Source organism: Streptomyces pseudoechinosporeus, assembly GCF_054783935.1.
In genome coordinates, this window is sequence record NZ_BAAGPS010000003.1 from 52,654 (window position 1) to 69,862 (window position 17,209).

The window sequence follows — 17,209 nt, forward strand, 5'->3', positions numbered from 1 at the left end:
CGGCAATTTCAAGCCCGTCGTGGGGGTCCCCCCGCTCGAGCGAAGCCGAGAGTGGGGGAGTTTGAGGACGAGGCCGCTAGGCCGATACGGGGGTCTGGGGGCGGAGCCCTCAGGTGGCGGACATCCTCACACGAGGTTGACCGACCGAGCCGACGTCGCGCCGATTTCCTCGGCCAGCTCATTGAGCACGTTCTGCGGAACCGTGTCGTCCACCGTCAGGATCGCCAGCGCCTCGCCGCCCAGGTCCGTACGCGCGACCTGCATGCCCGCGATGTTGATGGCGGCCTCGCCGAGGATGCGGCCGAGGGTGCCGACGACGCCCGGGCGGTCGACGTACTTGAAGACCACCATGTGGTCCGCGAGGGCGAGATCCACGTCGTACTCACCCACCGCGACGATCTTCTGGTGGTGCTTCGGCCCGGCCAGCGTGCCGGAGACCGACACCTCCTCGCCGTCGCCGAGCGTGCCGCGCACGGTCACCACATTGCGGTGGTCCGGCGACTCCGAGCTGGTGGTCAGCCGCACCTCGACGCCCCGCTCCTGCGCGAACAGCGGAGCGTTGACGTACGACACGGTCTCGTCGACGACGTCCTCGAACACGCCCTTCAGAGCGGAGAGTTCGAGCACCTTGACGTCGTGCTGGGTGATCTCGCCGTACACCTCGACGTCGAGGCGGGCCGCGACCTCGCCCGCGAGCGCGGTGAAAATGCGGCCGAGGTTCTCGGCGAGCGGCAGACCCGGCTTGACGTCCTCGGCGATGACGCCGCCCTGGACGTTCACCGCGTCCGGGACGAGCTCACCGGCGAGCGCGAGCCGCACCGACCTGGCGACGGCGATACCGGCCTTCTCCTGCGCCTCGTCCGTGGACGCCCCGAGGTGCGGGGTGCAGACGACCTGGTCGAACTGGAAGAGCGGGGAGTCCGTGCAGGGCTCCTTCGCGTACACGTCGAGGCCCGCGCCCGCGACGCGGCCCTCCTTGAGCGCGGAGTGCAGCGCCTCCTCGTCGACGATCCCGCCACGCGCGGCGTTCACGATCCGCACCGACGGCTTGACCTTGTGCAGCGCGTCGTGGCCGATGAGGCCGAGGGTCTCGGGGGTCTTGGGCAGGTGCACCGTGATGAAGTCCGAGACCTCGAGCAGCTCGTCGAGGGAGAGGACCTTCACACCCATCTGCGCGGCCCGCGCGGGCTGCACATACGGGTCGTACGCCACGACCTTCATGCCGAAGGCCGACATACGCTGCGCGACGAGCGCGCCGATGCGGCCGAGGCCGACGACACCGAGGGTCTTCTCGGCGAGCTCGACGCCCGTGTACTTGGAGCGCTTCCACTCGCCGTTCTTGAGCGCCGTGTTGGCCTGCGGAATGTGGCGCGCGGTGGCCAGGAGCAGGCCGCAGGCGAGTTCGGCGGCCGTGACGATGTTGGAGGTCGGTGCGTTGACGACCATCACGCCGGCCTTGGTGGCGGACGAGACGTCGACGTTGTCCAGGCCGACGCCGGCTCGTGCGACGACCTTGAGCTTGCCGGCGGCCGCGATGGCCTCGGCGTCGACCTTGGTGGCGGAGCGGATCAGGATCGCGTCGACCTCGGCGATGGCGGGGAGCAGTTCGGCTCGGTCCGCTCCGTTGCAGTGCCGGATCTCGAAGTCCGGGCCCAAGGCGTCGACGGTCGCGGGCGACAGCTCTTCAGCGATGAGTACGACCGGTTTGCCGTTGGCAGCAGTGCTCACGTGAGTCCTCACAAGTCCAATGCGGACGGCCGTCCCGACGGCCGCATGCGGTGGAGGGATTGCCGCGTGGAAGACGCACGACGCTGTGGGCCCGACGCGTATGTAGTGCAGCAGTCTAGTGCCGCGCGGGAGGACGTCCTGCGCCTCCGCGGAAGGATCACCCGTCCGTGGCTGCATGCCGTGGACGAGCGGTTACCGGAGGTTCGGCGAAGGGGCCGCAGCAAGTCGCTGCGGCCCCCGTGCCTACGGCTTACGCCTCGTCGTCATTGACCCAGCTCATCAGCTTGCGCAGCTCTTTGCCAGTGGTCTCCAGGAGGTGGTTCTGGTCCTGGGTCTTGTACTCGTTGTACTTCTTCAGACCGCCGTGGTACTCGGCCATCCACTCGCGGGCGAAGGAGCCGTCCTGGATCTCGGCGAGGACCTTCTTCATCTCGGCCTTGGTGGCGTCCGTGATGATCCGCGGACCGGTGACGTAGTCGCCCCACTCGGCGGTCTCGGAGATCGACCAGCGCATCTTCTCCAGGCCGCCCTCGTACATGAGGTCCACGATCAGCTTCAGCTCGTGCAAGCACTCGAAGTACGCGATCTCCGGCTGGTAACCGGCCTCGGTCAGCGTCTCGAAGCCCGCCTTGACCAGCGCGGCCGTACCACCGCAGAGGACGACCTGCTCACCGAACAGGTCGGTCTCGGTCTCCTCGGTGAAGGTCGTCTTGATGACGCCGGCGCGGGTGCCGCCGATGCCCTTGGCGTACGAGAGGGCCAGCGCGAAGGCGCTGCCCGTCGCGTCCTGCTCGACGGCCGCGATACACGGAACGCCGCGGCCCTCCTCGTACTGACGGCGCACGAGGTGGCCCGGGCCCTTGGGGGCGACCATGCAGACGTCGATGTTCGCCGGGGGCTTGATGAAGTCGAAGCGGATGTTCAGGCCGTGTCCGAAGAACAGCGCGTCGCCGTCCTTGAGGTTGTCCTTGATGGACTCCTCGTAGACCTGCGCCTGGATCGGGTCCGGCACCAAAATCATGATGACGTCGGCCTCGGCGGCGGCCTCCGACGGGGTCACCACGCGCAGCCCCTGCTCCTCGGCCTTCGCCTTGGACTTGGAGCCCTCGTGCAGACCGACGCGGACGTCGACACCCGAGTCGCGCAGCGACAGCGCATGGGCGTGGCCCTGGCTGCCGTAGCCGATGACCGCGACCTTGCGGCCCTGGATGATGGACAGGTCGGCGTCAGCGTCGTAGAACAGCTCGGCCACTTTGGGTTCTCTCCTCGGGAGTGCAGGTGTTGCGTCCCACCGTATGACGGGGGGCGGAAGGGAAGTTTCGGGGTCTCGGAATACGGGCGGCCGACGCCCCCTTTTTGGGGCTCGGTTCGCCTCCGGGGCGCGTCGGTGTCGAGAGTACGACCGTGCTCGGCCCTCCTTCGTCGGGCACTCCGCGCGCTCGCACTCTCGACACCGACGCGCCCCTTCGGCTCACTCGCCAGGTCGGCTTTCCGTATCAAGACTTACGCGGAACGGTCCAGCGCGCGCAGCGACCGGTCCGTGATCGAACGCGCGCCGCGGCCGATCGCGATGGTGCCGGACTGGACGAGTTCCTTGATGCCGAAGGGTTCCAGCATCTTGAGCATGGCCTCCAGCTTGTCGCTGGAGCCGGTGGCCTCGATGGTGACGGCCTCCGGGGAGACGTCCACGGTCTTGGCGCGGAACAGCTGGACGATCTCGACGATCTGGGAGCGGGTCTCGTTGTCGGCGCGCACCTTCACCAGAACGAGTTCCCGCTGAACGGCCGAGCCCTGCTCGAGTTCGACGATCTTCAGGACGTTGACGAGCTTGTTGAGCTGCTTGGTGACCTGTTCGAGCGGCAGGTCCTCGACATTCACCACGATGGTGATGCGGGAGATGTCGGGGTGCTCGGTGACACCGACGGCGAGGGAGTCGATGTTGAAGCCGCGGCGGGAGAACAGGGCGGTGATCCGGGCGAGGACACCTGGCTTGTTCTCGACCAGGACGGAGAGCGTGTGCTTGGACATTTCTGTGTGGTCTCTCTCGCTCAGTCGTCTTCGTTGTCGCCGAAGTCGGGGCGGACATCCCGGGCGGCCATGATCGTGTCGTTCGAGGTGCCGGCGGCGACCATCGGCCAGACCATCGCGTCCTCGTGGACGATGAAGTCGACGACGACCGGGCGGTCGTTGATGGAGTTCGCCTCTTCGATGACCTTGTCCAGGTCGTCCAGGGACTCGCAGCGGATGGCGTGGCAGCCCATGGCCTCCGACAGCTTCACGAAGTCGGGGACGCGGGTGCCTGCGCTCGGCGCCGCAGGGGAGCCGCTGTTGGATCCCACACTGTCCGCCTCGGGGCCGGAGTGCAGCACGGTGTTGGAGTAGCGCTGGTTGTAGAAGAGGGTCTGCCACTGGCGGACCATCCCGAGGGCGCCGTTGTTGATGATGGCGACCTTGATCGGGATGTTGTTCAGGGCGCAGGTGGTGAGCTCCTGATTGGTCATCTGGAAGCAGCCGTCACCGTCGACCGCCCAGACCGTACGGTCCGGCTGCCCCGCCTTGGCTCCCATGGCGGCCGGGACCGCGTAGCCCATGGTTCCGGCGCCGCCGGAGTTGAGCCAGGTCGCGGGCTTCTCGTACTGGATGAAGTGCGCGGCCCACATCTGGTGCTGGCCGACGCCCGCCGCGAAGATCGTGCCCTCCGGGGCGAGTTGACCGATGCGCTCGATGACCTGCTGCGGCGAGAGCGAGCCGTCGTCGGGCTGGTCGTAGCCGAGCGGGTAGTTGTCCCGCCAGCGGCTCAGATCCTTCCACCAGGCGCTGTAGTCGCCGGTGTTGCCCTCGCTGTGCTCTTTCTGCACGGCCTGGATCAGGTCGGCGATGACCTCGCGGGCATCCCCGACGATCGGCACGTCGGCGGCGCGGTTCTTGCCGATCTCGGCCGGGTCGATATCGGCGTGGACGATCTTGGCGTACGGGGCGAAGCTGTCCAGCTTGCCGGTGACGCGGTCGTCGAAGCGGGCTCCGAGGGCGACGATCAGGTCGGCCTTCTGCAGCGCGGTGACGGCGGTGACCGAACCGTGCATGCCCGGCATTCCCACGTGCAGCGGGTGGCTGTCGGGGAATGCGCCGAGCGCCATCAGGGTGGTGGTGACGGGCGCTTCGGTGAGTTCTGCGAGGACCCTCAGCTCGGCGGTCGCGCCGGCCTTGATGACGCCGCCGCCGACATACAGCACGGGCCGCTTGGCGGCGGTGATCAGCTTGGCGGCCTCGCGGATCTGCTTGGCGTGCGGCTTGGTGACGGGCCGGTAGCCGGGCAGGTCCATGGTGGGCGGCCAGGAGAAGGTGGTCTTCGCCTGGAGAATGTCCTTGGGGATGTCGACCAGGACTGGTCCCGGGCGGCCGGTGGCGGCGATGTGGAACGCCTGCGCGATCGCCTGGGGGATGTCCTCCGCCTTGGTGACCAGGAAGCTGTGCTTGGTGATCGGCATGGTGATGCCGACGATGTCCGCCTCCTGGAAGGCGTCCGTACCGATCGCCTTCGACACGACCTGCCCGGTGATCGCGACCAGCGGCACGGAGTCCATGTGCGCGTCCGCGATGGGGGTGACCAGGTTGGTGGCACCCGGCCCGGACGTCGCCATGCACACTCCGACCTTGCCGGTGGCCTGCGCGTAACCGGTGGCCGCATGGCCGGCGCCCTGCTCGTGACGGACCAGGACGTGACGGACCTTCTTGGAGTCCATCATCGGGTCGTACGCGGGAAGGATGGTGCCGCCGGGAATGCCGAATACCGTCTCGGCCCCGACCTCCTCGAGAGAACGGATGAGGGACTGCGCACCCGTGACGTGCTCGGGCGCGGACGGCTGCCCTGAGGAACGGGGCCGCGGCTGCGGATGGTGGGCCCCGGTGGCCTGCTCGGTCATCGGCATTCTCTTCTCGATGCTGAGGGTTTTTGCGAAGTTTGTACGAAGTTCGACTGGTGTTGGTGCAACAAAAAACCCCTCGTGCCGTGAGGCAAGCGAGGGGAGCGCGTCGGGTGCGGTCGCTGGGAGTTCCGGTTCATCGATCCGGTCGTTCCCAGCTCAGCCGACGCGCTTTCCAAGTACGAGAATTCGGGTGCGCATGGCACAGACCCTCTCCCCGGCATACTGTGCCTGTCAAGTGGGTGGGACGGGAGTCTCATTATGTGAGCGCAGAGCCGTCCCTCTGACGTACGCCCCCGAAGAGCCGCCGACCGTATACGCACCGGAGCCTCCACCTGCGTAAACCCCGGCCACCGAGCCGCTGACGAGGACCGGCTCGGCCGGGCGGCCGGGCACGGGGTAGCGACCGGAGGCCAGCGCGCGGCGCAGCCGGACCTCGTCGAGCGGTTCGGAGAACGCCATGCCCTGGCCATGGGTGCAGCCCATGTCGCGCAGCGCGGCGACCTGCTCGGGCCTGTCCACGCCGTCGGCCACCGACTGCAGCCCGAGATCATGGGCGATACGGAGCAGCCCACTGGTGATCTTGTGCAGCCGGGCCGACTCGACGACGCCCTCGACCAGAGAGCGGTCGAGCTTCAGTACGTCGACGGGGAGGCGCCGTAGCGCGGTGATCGCCGCGTAGCCGCTGCCGAAGCCGTCCAGGGCGATCCGGACGCCGAGGCGCCTGAGCGCGCTCAGGCGGCGCTCCAACTCGTCGAAGGAGACCCGGGGATCCGTTTCGGTCAGTTCGATGACCAAGGCGCCGGAGGCCACGCCGTGCCGGGTCAGCAGGGCCTCGACGGAGCTGAGGGGCATCGACCGGTCGAGGAGCCGGCTGGCGCTCATCCTGACGGCGACGGGCACACCGAGCCCCGTGGCACCGCGCTCGGCGGCCTGCTCGATGGCCTCCTCCAGCATCCAGCGGCCGAGCTCGGCGGTGCGGTCGCTGTCCTCGGAGACGCGCAGGAAGTCGGCGGGCGTGAGCAGCGCGCCCTGGGCCGAGCGCCAGCGCGCCTGCGCGACGACCGTCGCGATCCGGCCGGTGTCGAGACAGACCACGGGCTGGTGCAGCAGCGCGAACTCGCCGTCGTGCAGGGCGGCCCGCAGCCGGGTCGCGAGCTCTGCCTTGCGTACGACGTCCTGCTGCATCTGTGGCGCGTACAGCTCGACGCGGCCCTTGCCCGCCGCCTTGGCGCGGTACATCGCCAGGTCGGCGTTGCGCAGCAACTCGCCTGCGCCCAGGCCCGGTTCGGCGAAGGCGACGCCGATGGAGGCGGCCACCCGGACGTCGTTGCCGTCGATGGAGTACGGCTGGGAGAGGGTGACGCGGAGCCGGTCGGCGAGCTCGACGATATGGCGCTCGCGCGCGGTGCGGTCGCGGGTGCCGTCGCCGACGATGAGGGCCGCGAACTCGTCGCCGCCGAGCCGGGCGGCGGTGTCCCCCTGCCGTACCGCGTCCTGGAGTCTGCGGGCGGCCTGGACGAGCAGCTCATCGCCGGCCTGGTGCCCGATCGTGTCGTTCACGGCCTTGAAGCCGTCGAGGTCGATGAAGAGTACGGCGGTGCCGCGGTCGGAGGAGCGGCGGCCGGAGAGCGCCTGCTGGACGCGCTGGGTGAACAGGGCGCGGTTGGGCAGGTCGGTGAGCGGGTCGTGCTCGGCGTTGTGCTGCAACTGGGCCTGCAGGCGCACCCGTTCGGTCACGTCACGGCTGTTGAGGATGAGGCCGCCGTGGTGACGGTTGACGGTCGACTCGACGTTGAGCCAGCCGCCGTCGCCGGACCTGAAGCGGCACTCGATGCGGGTGGTGGGTTCTTCGCCGGGGCCGGCGGCGAGGAAGCGGCGCACTTCGTGCACCACGCAGCCCAGGTCCTCCGGGTGGATGAGCGAGGCGAGTTCGGTCCCGACGAGCTCCTCCGCGGGCCGGCCGTAGACTCCGGCGGCGGCCGGGCTGACGTACCGGAGGATGCCGTTCGGCGCGGCGATCATGATGACGTCGCTGGAGCCCTGGACCAGGGAGCGGAAGTGGTTCTCCTTCTGGGCCAGTTCCTGGGCGAGGGTGATGTTGTCGAGCAGCATGATGCCCTGGCGTACGACGAGGGCGAGTACGACCGTGCCGCCGGTGATGAGCACCACACGGTCGACGCTGCGGCCGTTGAGCACGTTGTAGAGAATGCCCAACGTGCAGACGGCCGCGGCCAGATAGGGCGTGAGTGCCGCGAGCGAACCGGCGGTGGGCCGGCCTGCCGGATGCCGACTGGGACCTCCTTCCTGGAGGGGCACCTGGGCCGGTTGTTCCGGCAGGGGTGCCGCTTGTCCCGGTCGGGGCCCGGGCACATAGCCGACCACCACGCGCGTGTGCCCCTCTTCTTCCGTTTCCGCCTGGCCGTTTCGGTGCCCCACCCAGGGGGCGTAGGCGAGCAGCAGCGAACCGGCGAACCAGCCGGCGTCGAGCAACTGGCCCGAGCGGTAGTCGTTGTGCAGCAGTGGCGAGGTGAACAGCGCGTCGCACATCACCGTCAGGGCGAGGGCGCCGATCGCGGTGTTCACCGCCGACCTGTGTACGGGCGATCGCCTGAAGTGCAGCACCAGCACCATGCTGATCATGGCGATGTCCAGCAGGGGGTACCCCAGCGACAGTGCGGTGTGCGCGACACTCGGTCCCCCGGCCTTGGCCGCCTGGGCGAGCGCGAGGCTCCAGGAGAGCGTCAGCAGCGAGCCGCCTATGAGCCAGGCGTCCAGGGCCAGGCAGATCCAGCCGGACTTGGTCACGGGCCGTTTGGCGAACACGAGCAGTCCCACGATGGCCGACGGTGCGAAGCACAGGAAGAAAAGGTCGGCGTAGCTGGGGCTGGGTATCGGGCGGGCCAGGACGACCTCGTACCAGCCCCAGACGAAGTTGCCCGCCGCCGTCATCGCGGAGGAGAGGGCGAACAGCAGCCAGGCGGGTCGAAAGCGGCTGCGGCCGGGCCGGGCGCCGAGGAAGCAGGAGACGGCCGCGGCGGCGGCTGCCGCGCTCAGCCCGAAGTCACCCATGATCAACGCGAGCGTCTGCGAGCCCCAGCCGAACGCGCAGCCGATGGTGTATGCCGCGCACGCCAGGGCCAGCACCACTTGCGGGACCAGGCTTGTGCCGACGCCGGTGAGCGGGCGGCGGGCCAGCAGCGCCCCCTGGGAACTCACTGTGTCCCTCCGGTCCGTGCCGCCCCCGAGTCCCTCTGGTCCCGGCTTGCCGAAGGGGGTCCTCCCGCCCGAGCCGTGCGAAGCCGGTTCGAGGGTGGGGGCGCGTGCCGCCTGCGACCGCTGGGCCTGTGGTGGTGAAGGTGGCCGTGGCCGCTTTTGCGTGGTGCGTGCGGGGTTCGCCGCCGGCGGCCCCGCCGCGTCGGATCGTTGGTCCATAGGCCGTACATCGCCCGTCGCCCCCCTCACAGTCCACGTCTCGTCCCCGGCGCCGTCCGGTGTGCGGCGCATCCCCTGTCCGGACGATACACCAGTCTCGTCACTCAGGGACATAGTCCCTCTACTCTCCGTGACGACCAGCGGTGATACGTGAACCCACCGCAGTCGGGGGACTGCGGAGGGTGGCCGCAGAGGCTACGCGCCCGTCGTAAGGACCACGTTTCGCATCGGCTCCCGGTTCACAAATCGATGGAACTGGTCCACCAGGAGCCGCTTGGCGCGCGGAAGGAACGCGGATGTCGGGCCCCCCACATGCGGACTGATGAGCACGCCCGGCGCATGCCACAACGGGTGCCCCTTGGGCAGCGGTTCGGGATCGGTGACGTCAAGAGCCGCTCGGATCCGGCCACTTTCCAGCTCGGCGAGCAGCGCCTTCGTGTCGACGACACCGCCGCGGGCGACGTTCACCAGCAGTGCGCCGTCCTTCATCCGCGCCAGGAAGCCGGCGCCCGCCAGGCCCTTCGTCTGCTCGGTGAGGGGCGTGATGAGCACCACGACATCGGCGTCCGGGAGGAGTTCGGGCAGTGCGGTGATCGGATGCACGGGACCGCGCTCCGTCTCACGTGCGGAGCGCGCGACGCGCGCCACCCGCGCGACCTCGAAGGGCGCGAGCCGGTCCTCGATCGCGGCGCCGACCGAGCCGTATCCGACGATCAGAACGGCCTTGTCGGCAAGCGCCGGCCGGAACCCGGACCGCCACTCCTCGCGCTCCTGTCCGCGTACGAAGTCGGGGATGCCCCGCAGCGAGGAAAGGATCAGCGTCAGCGTGAGCTCGGCCGTACTGGCGTCGTGCACCCCACGCGCGTTGCACAACTGCACGCCCTTGGGGAGCAGTCCGAGGCCCGGCTGGACGTGGTCGATTCCGGCCGACATCGTCTGCACGACCCGTACGGACGTCATTTCGGCCATCGGGCGCACCGAGACCTCGCTGCTCTTCATGTAGGGCACGACATACAACGCGCAGTTGGCGGGATCGGCGGGAAAGTCCTGCTCACCGTCCCAGAAGCGGTAGTCGAGGCCTTCGGGGAGGCCATCGATGTCGGCTGGGTCGAAGGGGAGCCACACTTCGGAAGTCATGCTCAGGAGGCTAGGCGAAGCGTTGTCAGACCCAGAGGTTAGTTTGGGGGTCGCGAAAGGGAGGGCACGGCCAGGTGGAGCGCAGGACGATCGGGGTTGCGGCGCTCGAAGTGGGTGCTGTCGGGCTCGGGTGCATGCCGATGAGCTGGGCGTACTCGGCTTCGCGGCAGCGGGGCGATGAATCGCTGCGGACCCTGCACACAGCCCTCGACCGGGGCTCGAGCCTCCTCGACACCGCCGACATGTACGGGCCGTTCACCAATGAGCTGCTGGTGGGCCGGGTGCTGAAGGAGCGGCGCCCGGAGGCCTTCGTCTCCACCAAGTGCGGGCTGCTGGTGGGTGAGCAGCACATCGTGGCCAACGGCCGTCCCGGCTATGTGAAGCGGGCCTGCGACGCCTCGCTGCGGCGGCTCCAGACGGACGTCATCGACTTGTACCAGCTGCATCGCGCCGACCCCGAGGTGCCGGTCGAGGAGACCTGGGGCGCGATGGCGGACCTGGTGACGGCGGGGAAGGTACGGGCGCTCGGGCTGTGCGCGGTGGGCGCCCGCTCCGGCCGCCGCTCCGGGGCACATCTGCACGACGGAACGATCCGGCAGCTGGAGCGGGTGCAGCAGGTCTTCCCGGTGAGCGCGGTGGAGGCCGAGCTGTCGGTCTGGTCGCCGGAGGCGCTGGACGGGCTGCTGCCGTGGTGCGAGGCGCGCGGCGTCGGTTTCCTGGCCGCGATGCCGCTCGGCAACGGCTTCCTGACCGGCACGCTCACGCCCGGCGAGGGCTTCGAACCCGATGACGTACGCGCCCGGCATCCCCGCTTCACCGCCGAGATGATGGCCGCGAACCAGCCGATCGTGGCCGGTCTGCGCCGTATCGCGCGGCGGCACGGGGAGGAGAGCGGCGAGGAGGTCACTCCGGCGCAGGTGGCGCTCGCGTGGGTGCTCGCGCAGGGGCGGCATGTGGTGCCGGTGCCGGGGGCCAAGCGGGAGCGGTGGGCGGCCGAGAACGCGGGGGCGGCCGGGCTGCGCCTGTCGGCGCGGGATCTCGCGGAGGTGGCGGAGCTGCCTCCGGCTCAGGGGTCGTGGGAGTGAGCGGGATGCAGCAGGGGCTCAGACGCACCACCGGCTCAAATGTGCCACAGGCTCACAGCTCGATGAGCGAGGGTGGTTCGAGGGCCGCGTAAGGGTCTCGCCGTAACGCGCGTCCGGATCTCGTCGCACTTCGCTAGCGGAGATCGGGAACCTGTGAGGCGGTTGCGGTGTATGAACAGTAGAACCTGCCGCGTCGAAGGGATCCAGATCGTGCAACGTCGAGCTGTGACGGCCGTGTTGGCCGCTGCCGCGCTCCTGCTGACGGCCGGCTGTTCTTCCGGCGACGAGGAGGGGTCGGACGGCGGAGCGAACGCCTCCCCGAGCCGTACGGAATCGGGGTCCTCGCCCGGGGGGCAGGCGACCGAGTCGGCGCCGCCCGCGAAGGGCTCCGTGGAGGTCGTGCGGACCGTCGCCGAGGGTCTGAACACGCCGTGGGGCCTCGCGCCGCTGCCCGAAGGCGGCCTGCTGGTGTCCTCGCGGGACGAGGGGACGATCACCCGGGTCGACACGGAGAGCGGCAAGAAGACCGAGGTGGGCACGGTGCCGGGCGTCGCCGCCGCAGGCGAGGGCGGCCTGATGGGCCTCGCGCTCTCACCGGAGTACGCCTCGGACCACATGGTCTACGCGTACTTCACCTCGGCGTCGGACAACCGCATCGTGCGCATGCTGTACGACGCGGAGAAGCCGGCGGGTGAGCAACTGGGCGCGCCCGACACGGTGTTCAGGGGCATCCCGAAGGGCACGAATCACAACGGCGGGCGGATCGCCTTCGGCCCCGACAAGATGCTCTACGCCGGCACGGGCGAGCGGTACGAGGCCGAGCTGGCCCAGGACAAGAACTCCACGGGCGGCAAGATCCTCCGGCTGACCCCGGACGGCGAGCCGGCTCCGGGCAACCCCTTCGACTCCGCCGTCTACTCCTACGGCCACCGCAATGTGCAGGGCCTGGCCTGGGACTCCGAAAAGCGCCTGTGGGCCGCTGAGTTCGGCCAGAACACCTGGGACGAGCTGAACCACATCGAGGCGGGCGACAACTACGGCTGGCCGGACGCCGAAGGCAAGTCCGACGACTCCCAGTACCACGACCCAGTGGCCCAGTGGGGCGTGGCCGAGGCCTCCCCCAGCGGGATCGCCTACGCGGAGGGCTCCATCTGGATGGCGGGCCTGCGGGGCCAGCGCCTGTGGCGCATCCCCCTGAGCGGCACGGAGACGGCGGCCGACCCCCAGGCCTTCCTGGAGGGCGAGCACGGCCGCCTGCGCACGGTGGTCTCGGCGGGCGACAACAAGCTGTGGCTGGTCACCAGCGAGACGGACGGCCGGGGGTCCCCGGAGGACGGGGACGACAAGATTCTTGAGCTGGAGGTGACGTAGCGGGGGTGAAGTAGCCGGGGCGTCGCCCAGGCGATGAACCCGAGCAGAGCGACCCGACGGCGGGCTTTCAGTCCTCGTCGGGGCCTGGTTCCCCAGGCGTCTGGGCAGGCAGCCGTACGACGACCTTCCCGGACGTGAGATCTATCGGGCCTCGCCCCGGGTCGCTGTCCCCAGCGTCCTCACGGGTCATCTCCAGACGGTTGCGCTCGTCCTGGGTGTGCTTGCGGCCGGGTGCGAACAGTTCCTCGAACATGTTGAACACGGCGCCTCCCTCGGCCCGGGGTCCTTTACAGCGTAAGCCTCACCCTGCCGCTTCAGCAGCGGGTGTCTCGGACGGGAAGAGCCGTAGCCGGTGGGCCAGTGCCGCTGCCTCGCCGCGGCCGGAGACGTTCAGCTTGGCGAGGATGTTGGAGACGTGGACGCTGGCGGTCTTCGGGGAGATGAAGAGTTCCTCGGCTATCCGGCGGTTGCTGCGGCCGGCGGCGACCAGGCGCAGGACGTCGCGCTCGCGGCTGGTGAGGCCGAGCGCCTCGGCCGGGTCGGCGGGGGTGAGGGCCGGCCGCTCCGGGGTCTGCGGGGTGCGCGTCAGGGTGAGGCGGGCGCGTTGGGCGAGCAGGGCTATGGACTCGGTGAGCGGGCGGGCGCGGAGGTGGTCGGCGACGGCTCCGGCCAGGCGCAGGAGTTCGGTGGCGCGGTCGCGGGCGTCGTCGTCGCCAGGGCCGGAGGCCAGCAGGGACTCGGCGAGGCGGTGGCGGACGCGGGCCAGGTCGTAGGGACGCTCCAGCGGCTCGAAGGCGGTCACGGCGGCGGACCAGTCGTCCGGGGTGTCCCGGTTCTCGGCGCGCAGCAGTTCGGCGCGCACCCAGCGCTCGTACGCCTGCCAGAGGGGCACGTTCGTGGCGAGCGGCTTGGCGTTCTCGCGGATGCGCTCGACGTACTCGGTGCGGCCCCGCTCGGCGGCGGGCAGACCGCGGGCGTCGGCCTCCGCGGTGGCGGCGGCGAGCAGCAGCGGCCAGCCGTAGCGGTGGGTGCCGGGTGGGAGGCCGGCCTCCAGGGCGCGGTCGAGTTCGGCGCGGGCGTCGGGGAGGCGGCCCTCGGCCGCGGCGAGACTGAGGGTGAGCCGGGCCAGCGGCAGGGAGTTCTGCGGCATGGGGTCGTGGGTGCCGTACGCGTCGCGGGCGGCGGCCAGGTGGCGGCCCGCCCCGGCGAGATTTCCCCGGGCGAGCGCGATGTCGACGAAGCGCAGGAAGGCGCCGCCGCGCGGCTTGGCGCTCGGGACGGCGTGCTGAGCGTTCGTCGCGGCCTGGCCGGCCTCCTCCCACTGGCCCAGGGAGTAGAGCGACTCGGCGAGGCTGTCCCACACCCAGGACTCCGACTCCAACAGGCCCATTCTCCGGGTGAGTTCAAGGCCCTCCCGCAGAATGCCGACGGCCTCCTTGGAGCGGCCGATGCCCTCCAGAACGGATGGCAGGTTCACATAACTGCGGCCCACTTCCCGAGCGGCCCCGAGGTCGACCGACTGGCCCCGGACCTCGTACATCTCGGCGAGACCCGCCTCGATGTCCCCCGCTTCGACCATGAGTCCGCCGAGGGTGAGCCGCGCGTTCAGCTCGATCTCGCGGGCGCCCACCATGCGCGCGTACTCCACGGCGCGCTCGGCGTCCGTCAGGGCCTCGGGCCCTGGTGTGTGGAGCATGGACCAGCTGGCGACCGTCGCCAGGACCTCGGCGTGCACCTCCGAGGGCGGCAGTCCCCGCACCAGTTCCTCGGCGGTGCCGAGTTCCTTCCAGCCGTCGCCGCGGCCCAGGGCCTGCACCAGTCGGGAGCGCTGGGTCCAGAACCAGGCGGCGCGCAGGGGCTCGTCATCGCCCTCCAGGAGATGAAGGGCCCGCTTCGTGATCTTCACGGCGCGCTCGCGCTCCCCGCAGTACCGGCCCGCGACGGCCGCCTCGGCCATCAGGTCGAGATAGGTCAGCGGCTTGGTGGCCGGATCGCAGCCACGGGGAGGGTAAGCCTCGGTGTAGTCGACAGGGCGCAGCTCGGCCCGTACGGCGTCGGGGGCGCTGTCCCACAGCTCCATCGCCCGCTCCAGGAGCCGTAGTTGCTCCGAGTAGGCGTGCCGGCGGCGGGCCTCCACGGAGGCGTCGAGGACGGCGGGCAGGGCCTTGGCCGCGTCGTGCGCGTGATACCAGTAGCTGGCCAGGCGCGCGGCGCGCTCATCGGCCCGTACGAGCGTCGGGTCGGCCTCCAGCGCTTCGGCGTACCGCCGGTTGAGGCGGGAGCGCTCGCCCGGCAGCAGGTCGTCGGCCACGGCCTCGCGCACCAGGGAGTGCCGGAAGCGGTAGCCGTCCCCGTCGGGTGTCGCGAGCAGAATGTTGGCGCCCACGGCGGCCCGCAGCGCCTCGATGAGATCGTCCTCGGAGAGCCGCGCCACGGCGGCGAGCAGTGCGTACTCGACGGTGGAGCCGCCCTCCGCGACGATCCGGGCGACCCGCTGGGAACTCTCGGGCAGGCTCTCGACCCGCACCAGGAGCAGGTCACGGAGGGAGTCGGTGAGGCCGGTGCGGCAGCCCTCGTTCGCCGCCACGGCGAGCTCCTCGACGAAGAACGCGTTCCCGTCGGAGCGTTCGAAGATGTCGTCGACCTGGGCCGGGTCGGGCTCGGAGGCGAGGATTCCGGCGATCTGGCGGCCGACTTCCGCGCGGCTGAAGCGGCCGAGTTCGATACGGCGGACCGTGCGCAACCGGTCCAGCTCGGCCAGCAGCGGGCGCAGCGGATGGCGGCGGTGGACGTCGTCGGCGCGATAGGTGGCGACGACGACGAGGCGGCCGCTGCGCAGCGTACGGAAGAGGTAGGCGAGGAGGTGGCGGGTCGAGGCGTCGGCCCAGTGCAGGTCCTCCAGGAGGACGACCACCGTGCGCTCGGCGGCGACGCGCTCCAGGAGGCGCACGGTGAGCTCGAAGAGGCGGGCCATGCCCTCCTCGTCGTGCCGCCCCCGCGAGGTGTCGCCCAGCTCGGGCAGCAGCCGGGCCAGCTCCTCCTCCTGCCCGGCCGCCGCGGCGGCCAGCTCGTCGGGCAGTTGGCGGCGCAGGGCGCGCAGGGCGGTGGAGAAGGGGGCGAACGGCAGCCCGTCGGCGCCGATCTCGACACAGCCGCCGAGCGCCACGACAGCGCCCGCACGGCCGGCCGCGGTGGCGAACTCCTCGATGAGCCGCGTCTTCCCGACGCCCGCCTCACCGCCGACCAGCAACGCCTGTGGCCCTCCCCCAGCGCTGACCACCTGGGAGGTACCCCCAGCGGCAGCGCGGGCGAGCGCGTCGTTCAGCACGTCCAGCTCGTCGGCGCGGCCGACGAAAACCGGACTCACAGACCTGGTCTCCACAACGCCGAGCATCGCACAGGGGTCTGACAAGGCGGCAGCGATTATCGGCGCCCCGCCCATCCCGGGGAGCCCTGCACGGCGCGGCGCCGGGGATGCCGGGAATCCCCCCGGACCCCCGGCACCCCCGGTGCTCGGGGCACTCCCGGCGCTCTCTCCGCCGGGCATCACGCCGCGCGTGCGAAGCGATGGCGGCGCGGATGCGGGCGGCGATTCACCCGCCCTTCGGTGTCGTCCTTCGCGGAGCGGCGGGCGGCACGGCGGGCGCGGATGGCCTCGCGCGCCAGACGGTAGTTGTCGGCCTCGCGGATCATCTCGGCGGAACGGATCTGCTGGAGCTCGTACGCGAACATCTCGTACCCCTCATGAAGAAGTCGGTTTCGGGCCTCGCTTGGTGCGATGCCTCAACCTTCGTCTCCCAGGGGGGTGCGTCACATCGGGAGAGTTCCGCATCTTGCGCACAGGAGGGGCCTTAGATCTGCCGTAAGTAACTCGCGGCGGACCTAAGGCCCCTCAGGACGTGCGGTTTCCCGGTCGGCGGTTCAGCCGGCGGAAGGCAAGGAGAGCAGGACGTCGGAGTACTTGAGGGCGGCCAGCAACAGGCCGACGACGGCGAGCGAGACGCCCGCCCAGGCGACCGACTTGACCCACGGGGCCTGCACCCGGTCGGGGTTCCCGAACGCGGGCCTGACGAGCACCACGACGCCGACGATCAGTGCGGCCAGCGCGAAGAACCCGGCGACCAGCGCGTTGGCGTTCCAGGAGTCGCCGTACAACTGCTTGAGCTGGGTGCTCACGTCCGACTGCTGCGCCGTCTCCAGCTGCCCGTACAGCGAGTCGCGGGCCTGGGCCACCGTGCCGACCCAGCTGCCGGTCAGCGAGACGATGCCGAGCCCGGCGGAGACGACGGCGGCGGCCCCCTGGCCCACGCCGGGACCGCCGGAGCCCGCGTCGGAGCTGTCACCGGAGTCCGGGTACGCCTGCTCGTCGTCCTCGTACGCCTCGGCGTCGGCCTGGTCCGTGGCCGTGTCGCCGTCCTTCGTGAGCTGCACGTCCTCCTCGTCGCGCTTCGCCTCGGTGCCGGTGTCGGTGCCGGCCTCGTCAACTGTCTTGGATCCCATGCTCCGCACCGTACGGACGCTCTCTGAGAG

The 17,209-nt window shown here is 70.3% G+C and carries 12 protein-coding genes; 2 read left to right on the forward strand and 10 right to left on the reverse strand.

Going from position 1 to position 17,209, the window contains the following annotated elements; all coding sequences use genetic code 11:
- Nucleotides 1-126: 126 nt before the first annotated feature.
- The 6 genes from serA to ACYVO6_RS03670 all read right to left on the reverse strand — a co-directional run bounded on the left by serA (nucleotide 127) and on the right by ACYVO6_RS03670 (nucleotide 10,223).
- Nucleotides 127-1,728, reverse strand: a complete 1,602-nt coding sequence (gene serA, locus ACYVO6_RS03645) for a phosphoglycerate dehydrogenase (protein ID WP_461057131.1) — start codon at nucleotides 1,726-1,728, stop codon at nucleotides 127-129.
- Nucleotides 1,729-1,978: 250 nt separating this feature from the next.
- Nucleotides 1,979-2,980 carry a ketol-acid reductoisomerase gene (ilvC, locus tag ACYVO6_RS03650; protein WP_461057133.1) on the reverse strand — a complete coding sequence of 334 codons (1,002 nt, stop codon included), beginning with the start codon at nucleotides 2,978-2,980 and terminating at the stop codon, nucleotides 1,979-1,981.
- A 251-nt stretch (nucleotides 2,981-3,231) separates the two neighbouring features.
- Nucleotides 3,232-3,756, reverse strand: coding sequence for an acetolactate synthase small subunit (ilvN, locus tag ACYVO6_RS03655; protein ID WP_461057135.1), 525 nt, complete (start codon nucleotides 3,754-3,756; stop codon nucleotides 3,232-3,234).
- Between the two features lie 20 nt (nucleotides 3,757-3,776).
- Entirely contained in the window at nucleotides 3,777-5,657 is a 1,881-nt protein-coding gene (locus ACYVO6_RS03660; RefSeq protein ID WP_461057137.1) for an acetolactate synthase large subunit, read from the reverse strand.
- A 228-nt stretch (nucleotides 5,658-5,885) separates the two neighbouring features.
- A complete protein-coding gene (locus ACYVO6_RS03665) occupies nucleotides 5,886-9,086 on the reverse strand; it encodes a putative bifunctional diguanylate cyclase/phosphodiesterase (RefSeq protein ID WP_461057139.1) in 3,201 nt (1,066 codons plus the stop codon).
- Between the two features lie 195 nt (nucleotides 9,087-9,281).
- Nucleotides 9,282-10,223, reverse strand: a complete 942-nt coding sequence (locus ACYVO6_RS03670; RefSeq protein ID WP_461057141.1) for a 2-hydroxyacid dehydrogenase — start codon at nucleotides 10,221-10,223, stop codon at nucleotides 9,282-9,284.
- 74 nt (nucleotides 10,224-10,297) lie between these two features.
- On the opposite strand from ACYVO6_RS03670, the gene ACYVO6_RS03675 reads away from it, so the two are divergent.
- Complete coding sequence (locus ACYVO6_RS03675; protein ID WP_461057143.1) at nucleotides 10,298-11,308, forward strand: aldo/keto reductase; 1,011 nt, start codon at nucleotides 10,298-10,300, stop codon at nucleotides 11,306-11,308.
- A gap of 171 nt (nucleotides 11,309-11,479) precedes the next feature.
- A complete protein-coding gene (locus tag ACYVO6_RS03680; RefSeq protein WP_461057145.1) occupies nucleotides 11,480-12,679 on the forward strand; it encodes a PQQ-dependent sugar dehydrogenase in 1,200 nt (399 codons plus the stop codon).
- Nucleotides 12,680-12,746: 67 nt separating this feature from the next.
- Here ACYVO6_RS03680 and ACYVO6_RS03685 read toward each other — a convergent pair whose 3' ends face one another.
- The 4 genes from ACYVO6_RS03685 to ACYVO6_RS03700 all read right to left on the reverse strand — a co-directional run bounded on the left by ACYVO6_RS03685 (nucleotide 12,747) and on the right by ACYVO6_RS03700 (nucleotide 17,179).
- Nucleotides 12,747-12,941 carry a DUF6191 domain-containing protein gene (locus ACYVO6_RS03685; RefSeq protein ID WP_461057147.1) on the reverse strand — a complete coding sequence of 65 codons (195 nt, stop codon included), beginning with the start codon at nucleotides 12,939-12,941 and terminating at the stop codon, nucleotides 12,747-12,749.
- A gap of 39 nt (nucleotides 12,942-12,980) precedes the next feature.
- Nucleotides 12,981-16,073 carry a helix-turn-helix transcriptional regulator gene (locus ACYVO6_RS03690; RefSeq protein ID WP_461057149.1) on the reverse strand — a complete coding sequence of 1,031 codons (3,093 nt, stop codon included), beginning with the start codon at nucleotides 16,071-16,073 and terminating at the stop codon, nucleotides 12,981-12,983.
- Nucleotides 16,074-16,225: 152 nt separating this feature from the next.
- Nucleotides 16,226-16,411, reverse strand: coding sequence for a hypothetical protein (locus ACYVO6_RS03695; RefSeq protein ID WP_461057151.1), 186 nt, complete (start codon nucleotides 16,409-16,411; stop codon nucleotides 16,226-16,228).
- Nucleotides 16,412-16,600: 189 nt separating this feature from the next.
- Nucleotides 16,601-17,179 carry a hypothetical protein gene (locus tag ACYVO6_RS03700; RefSeq protein WP_461057153.1) on the reverse strand — a complete coding sequence of 193 codons (579 nt, stop codon included), beginning with the start codon at nucleotides 17,177-17,179 and terminating at the stop codon, nucleotides 16,601-16,603.
- Nucleotides 17,180-17,209 lie beyond the last annotated feature (30 nt).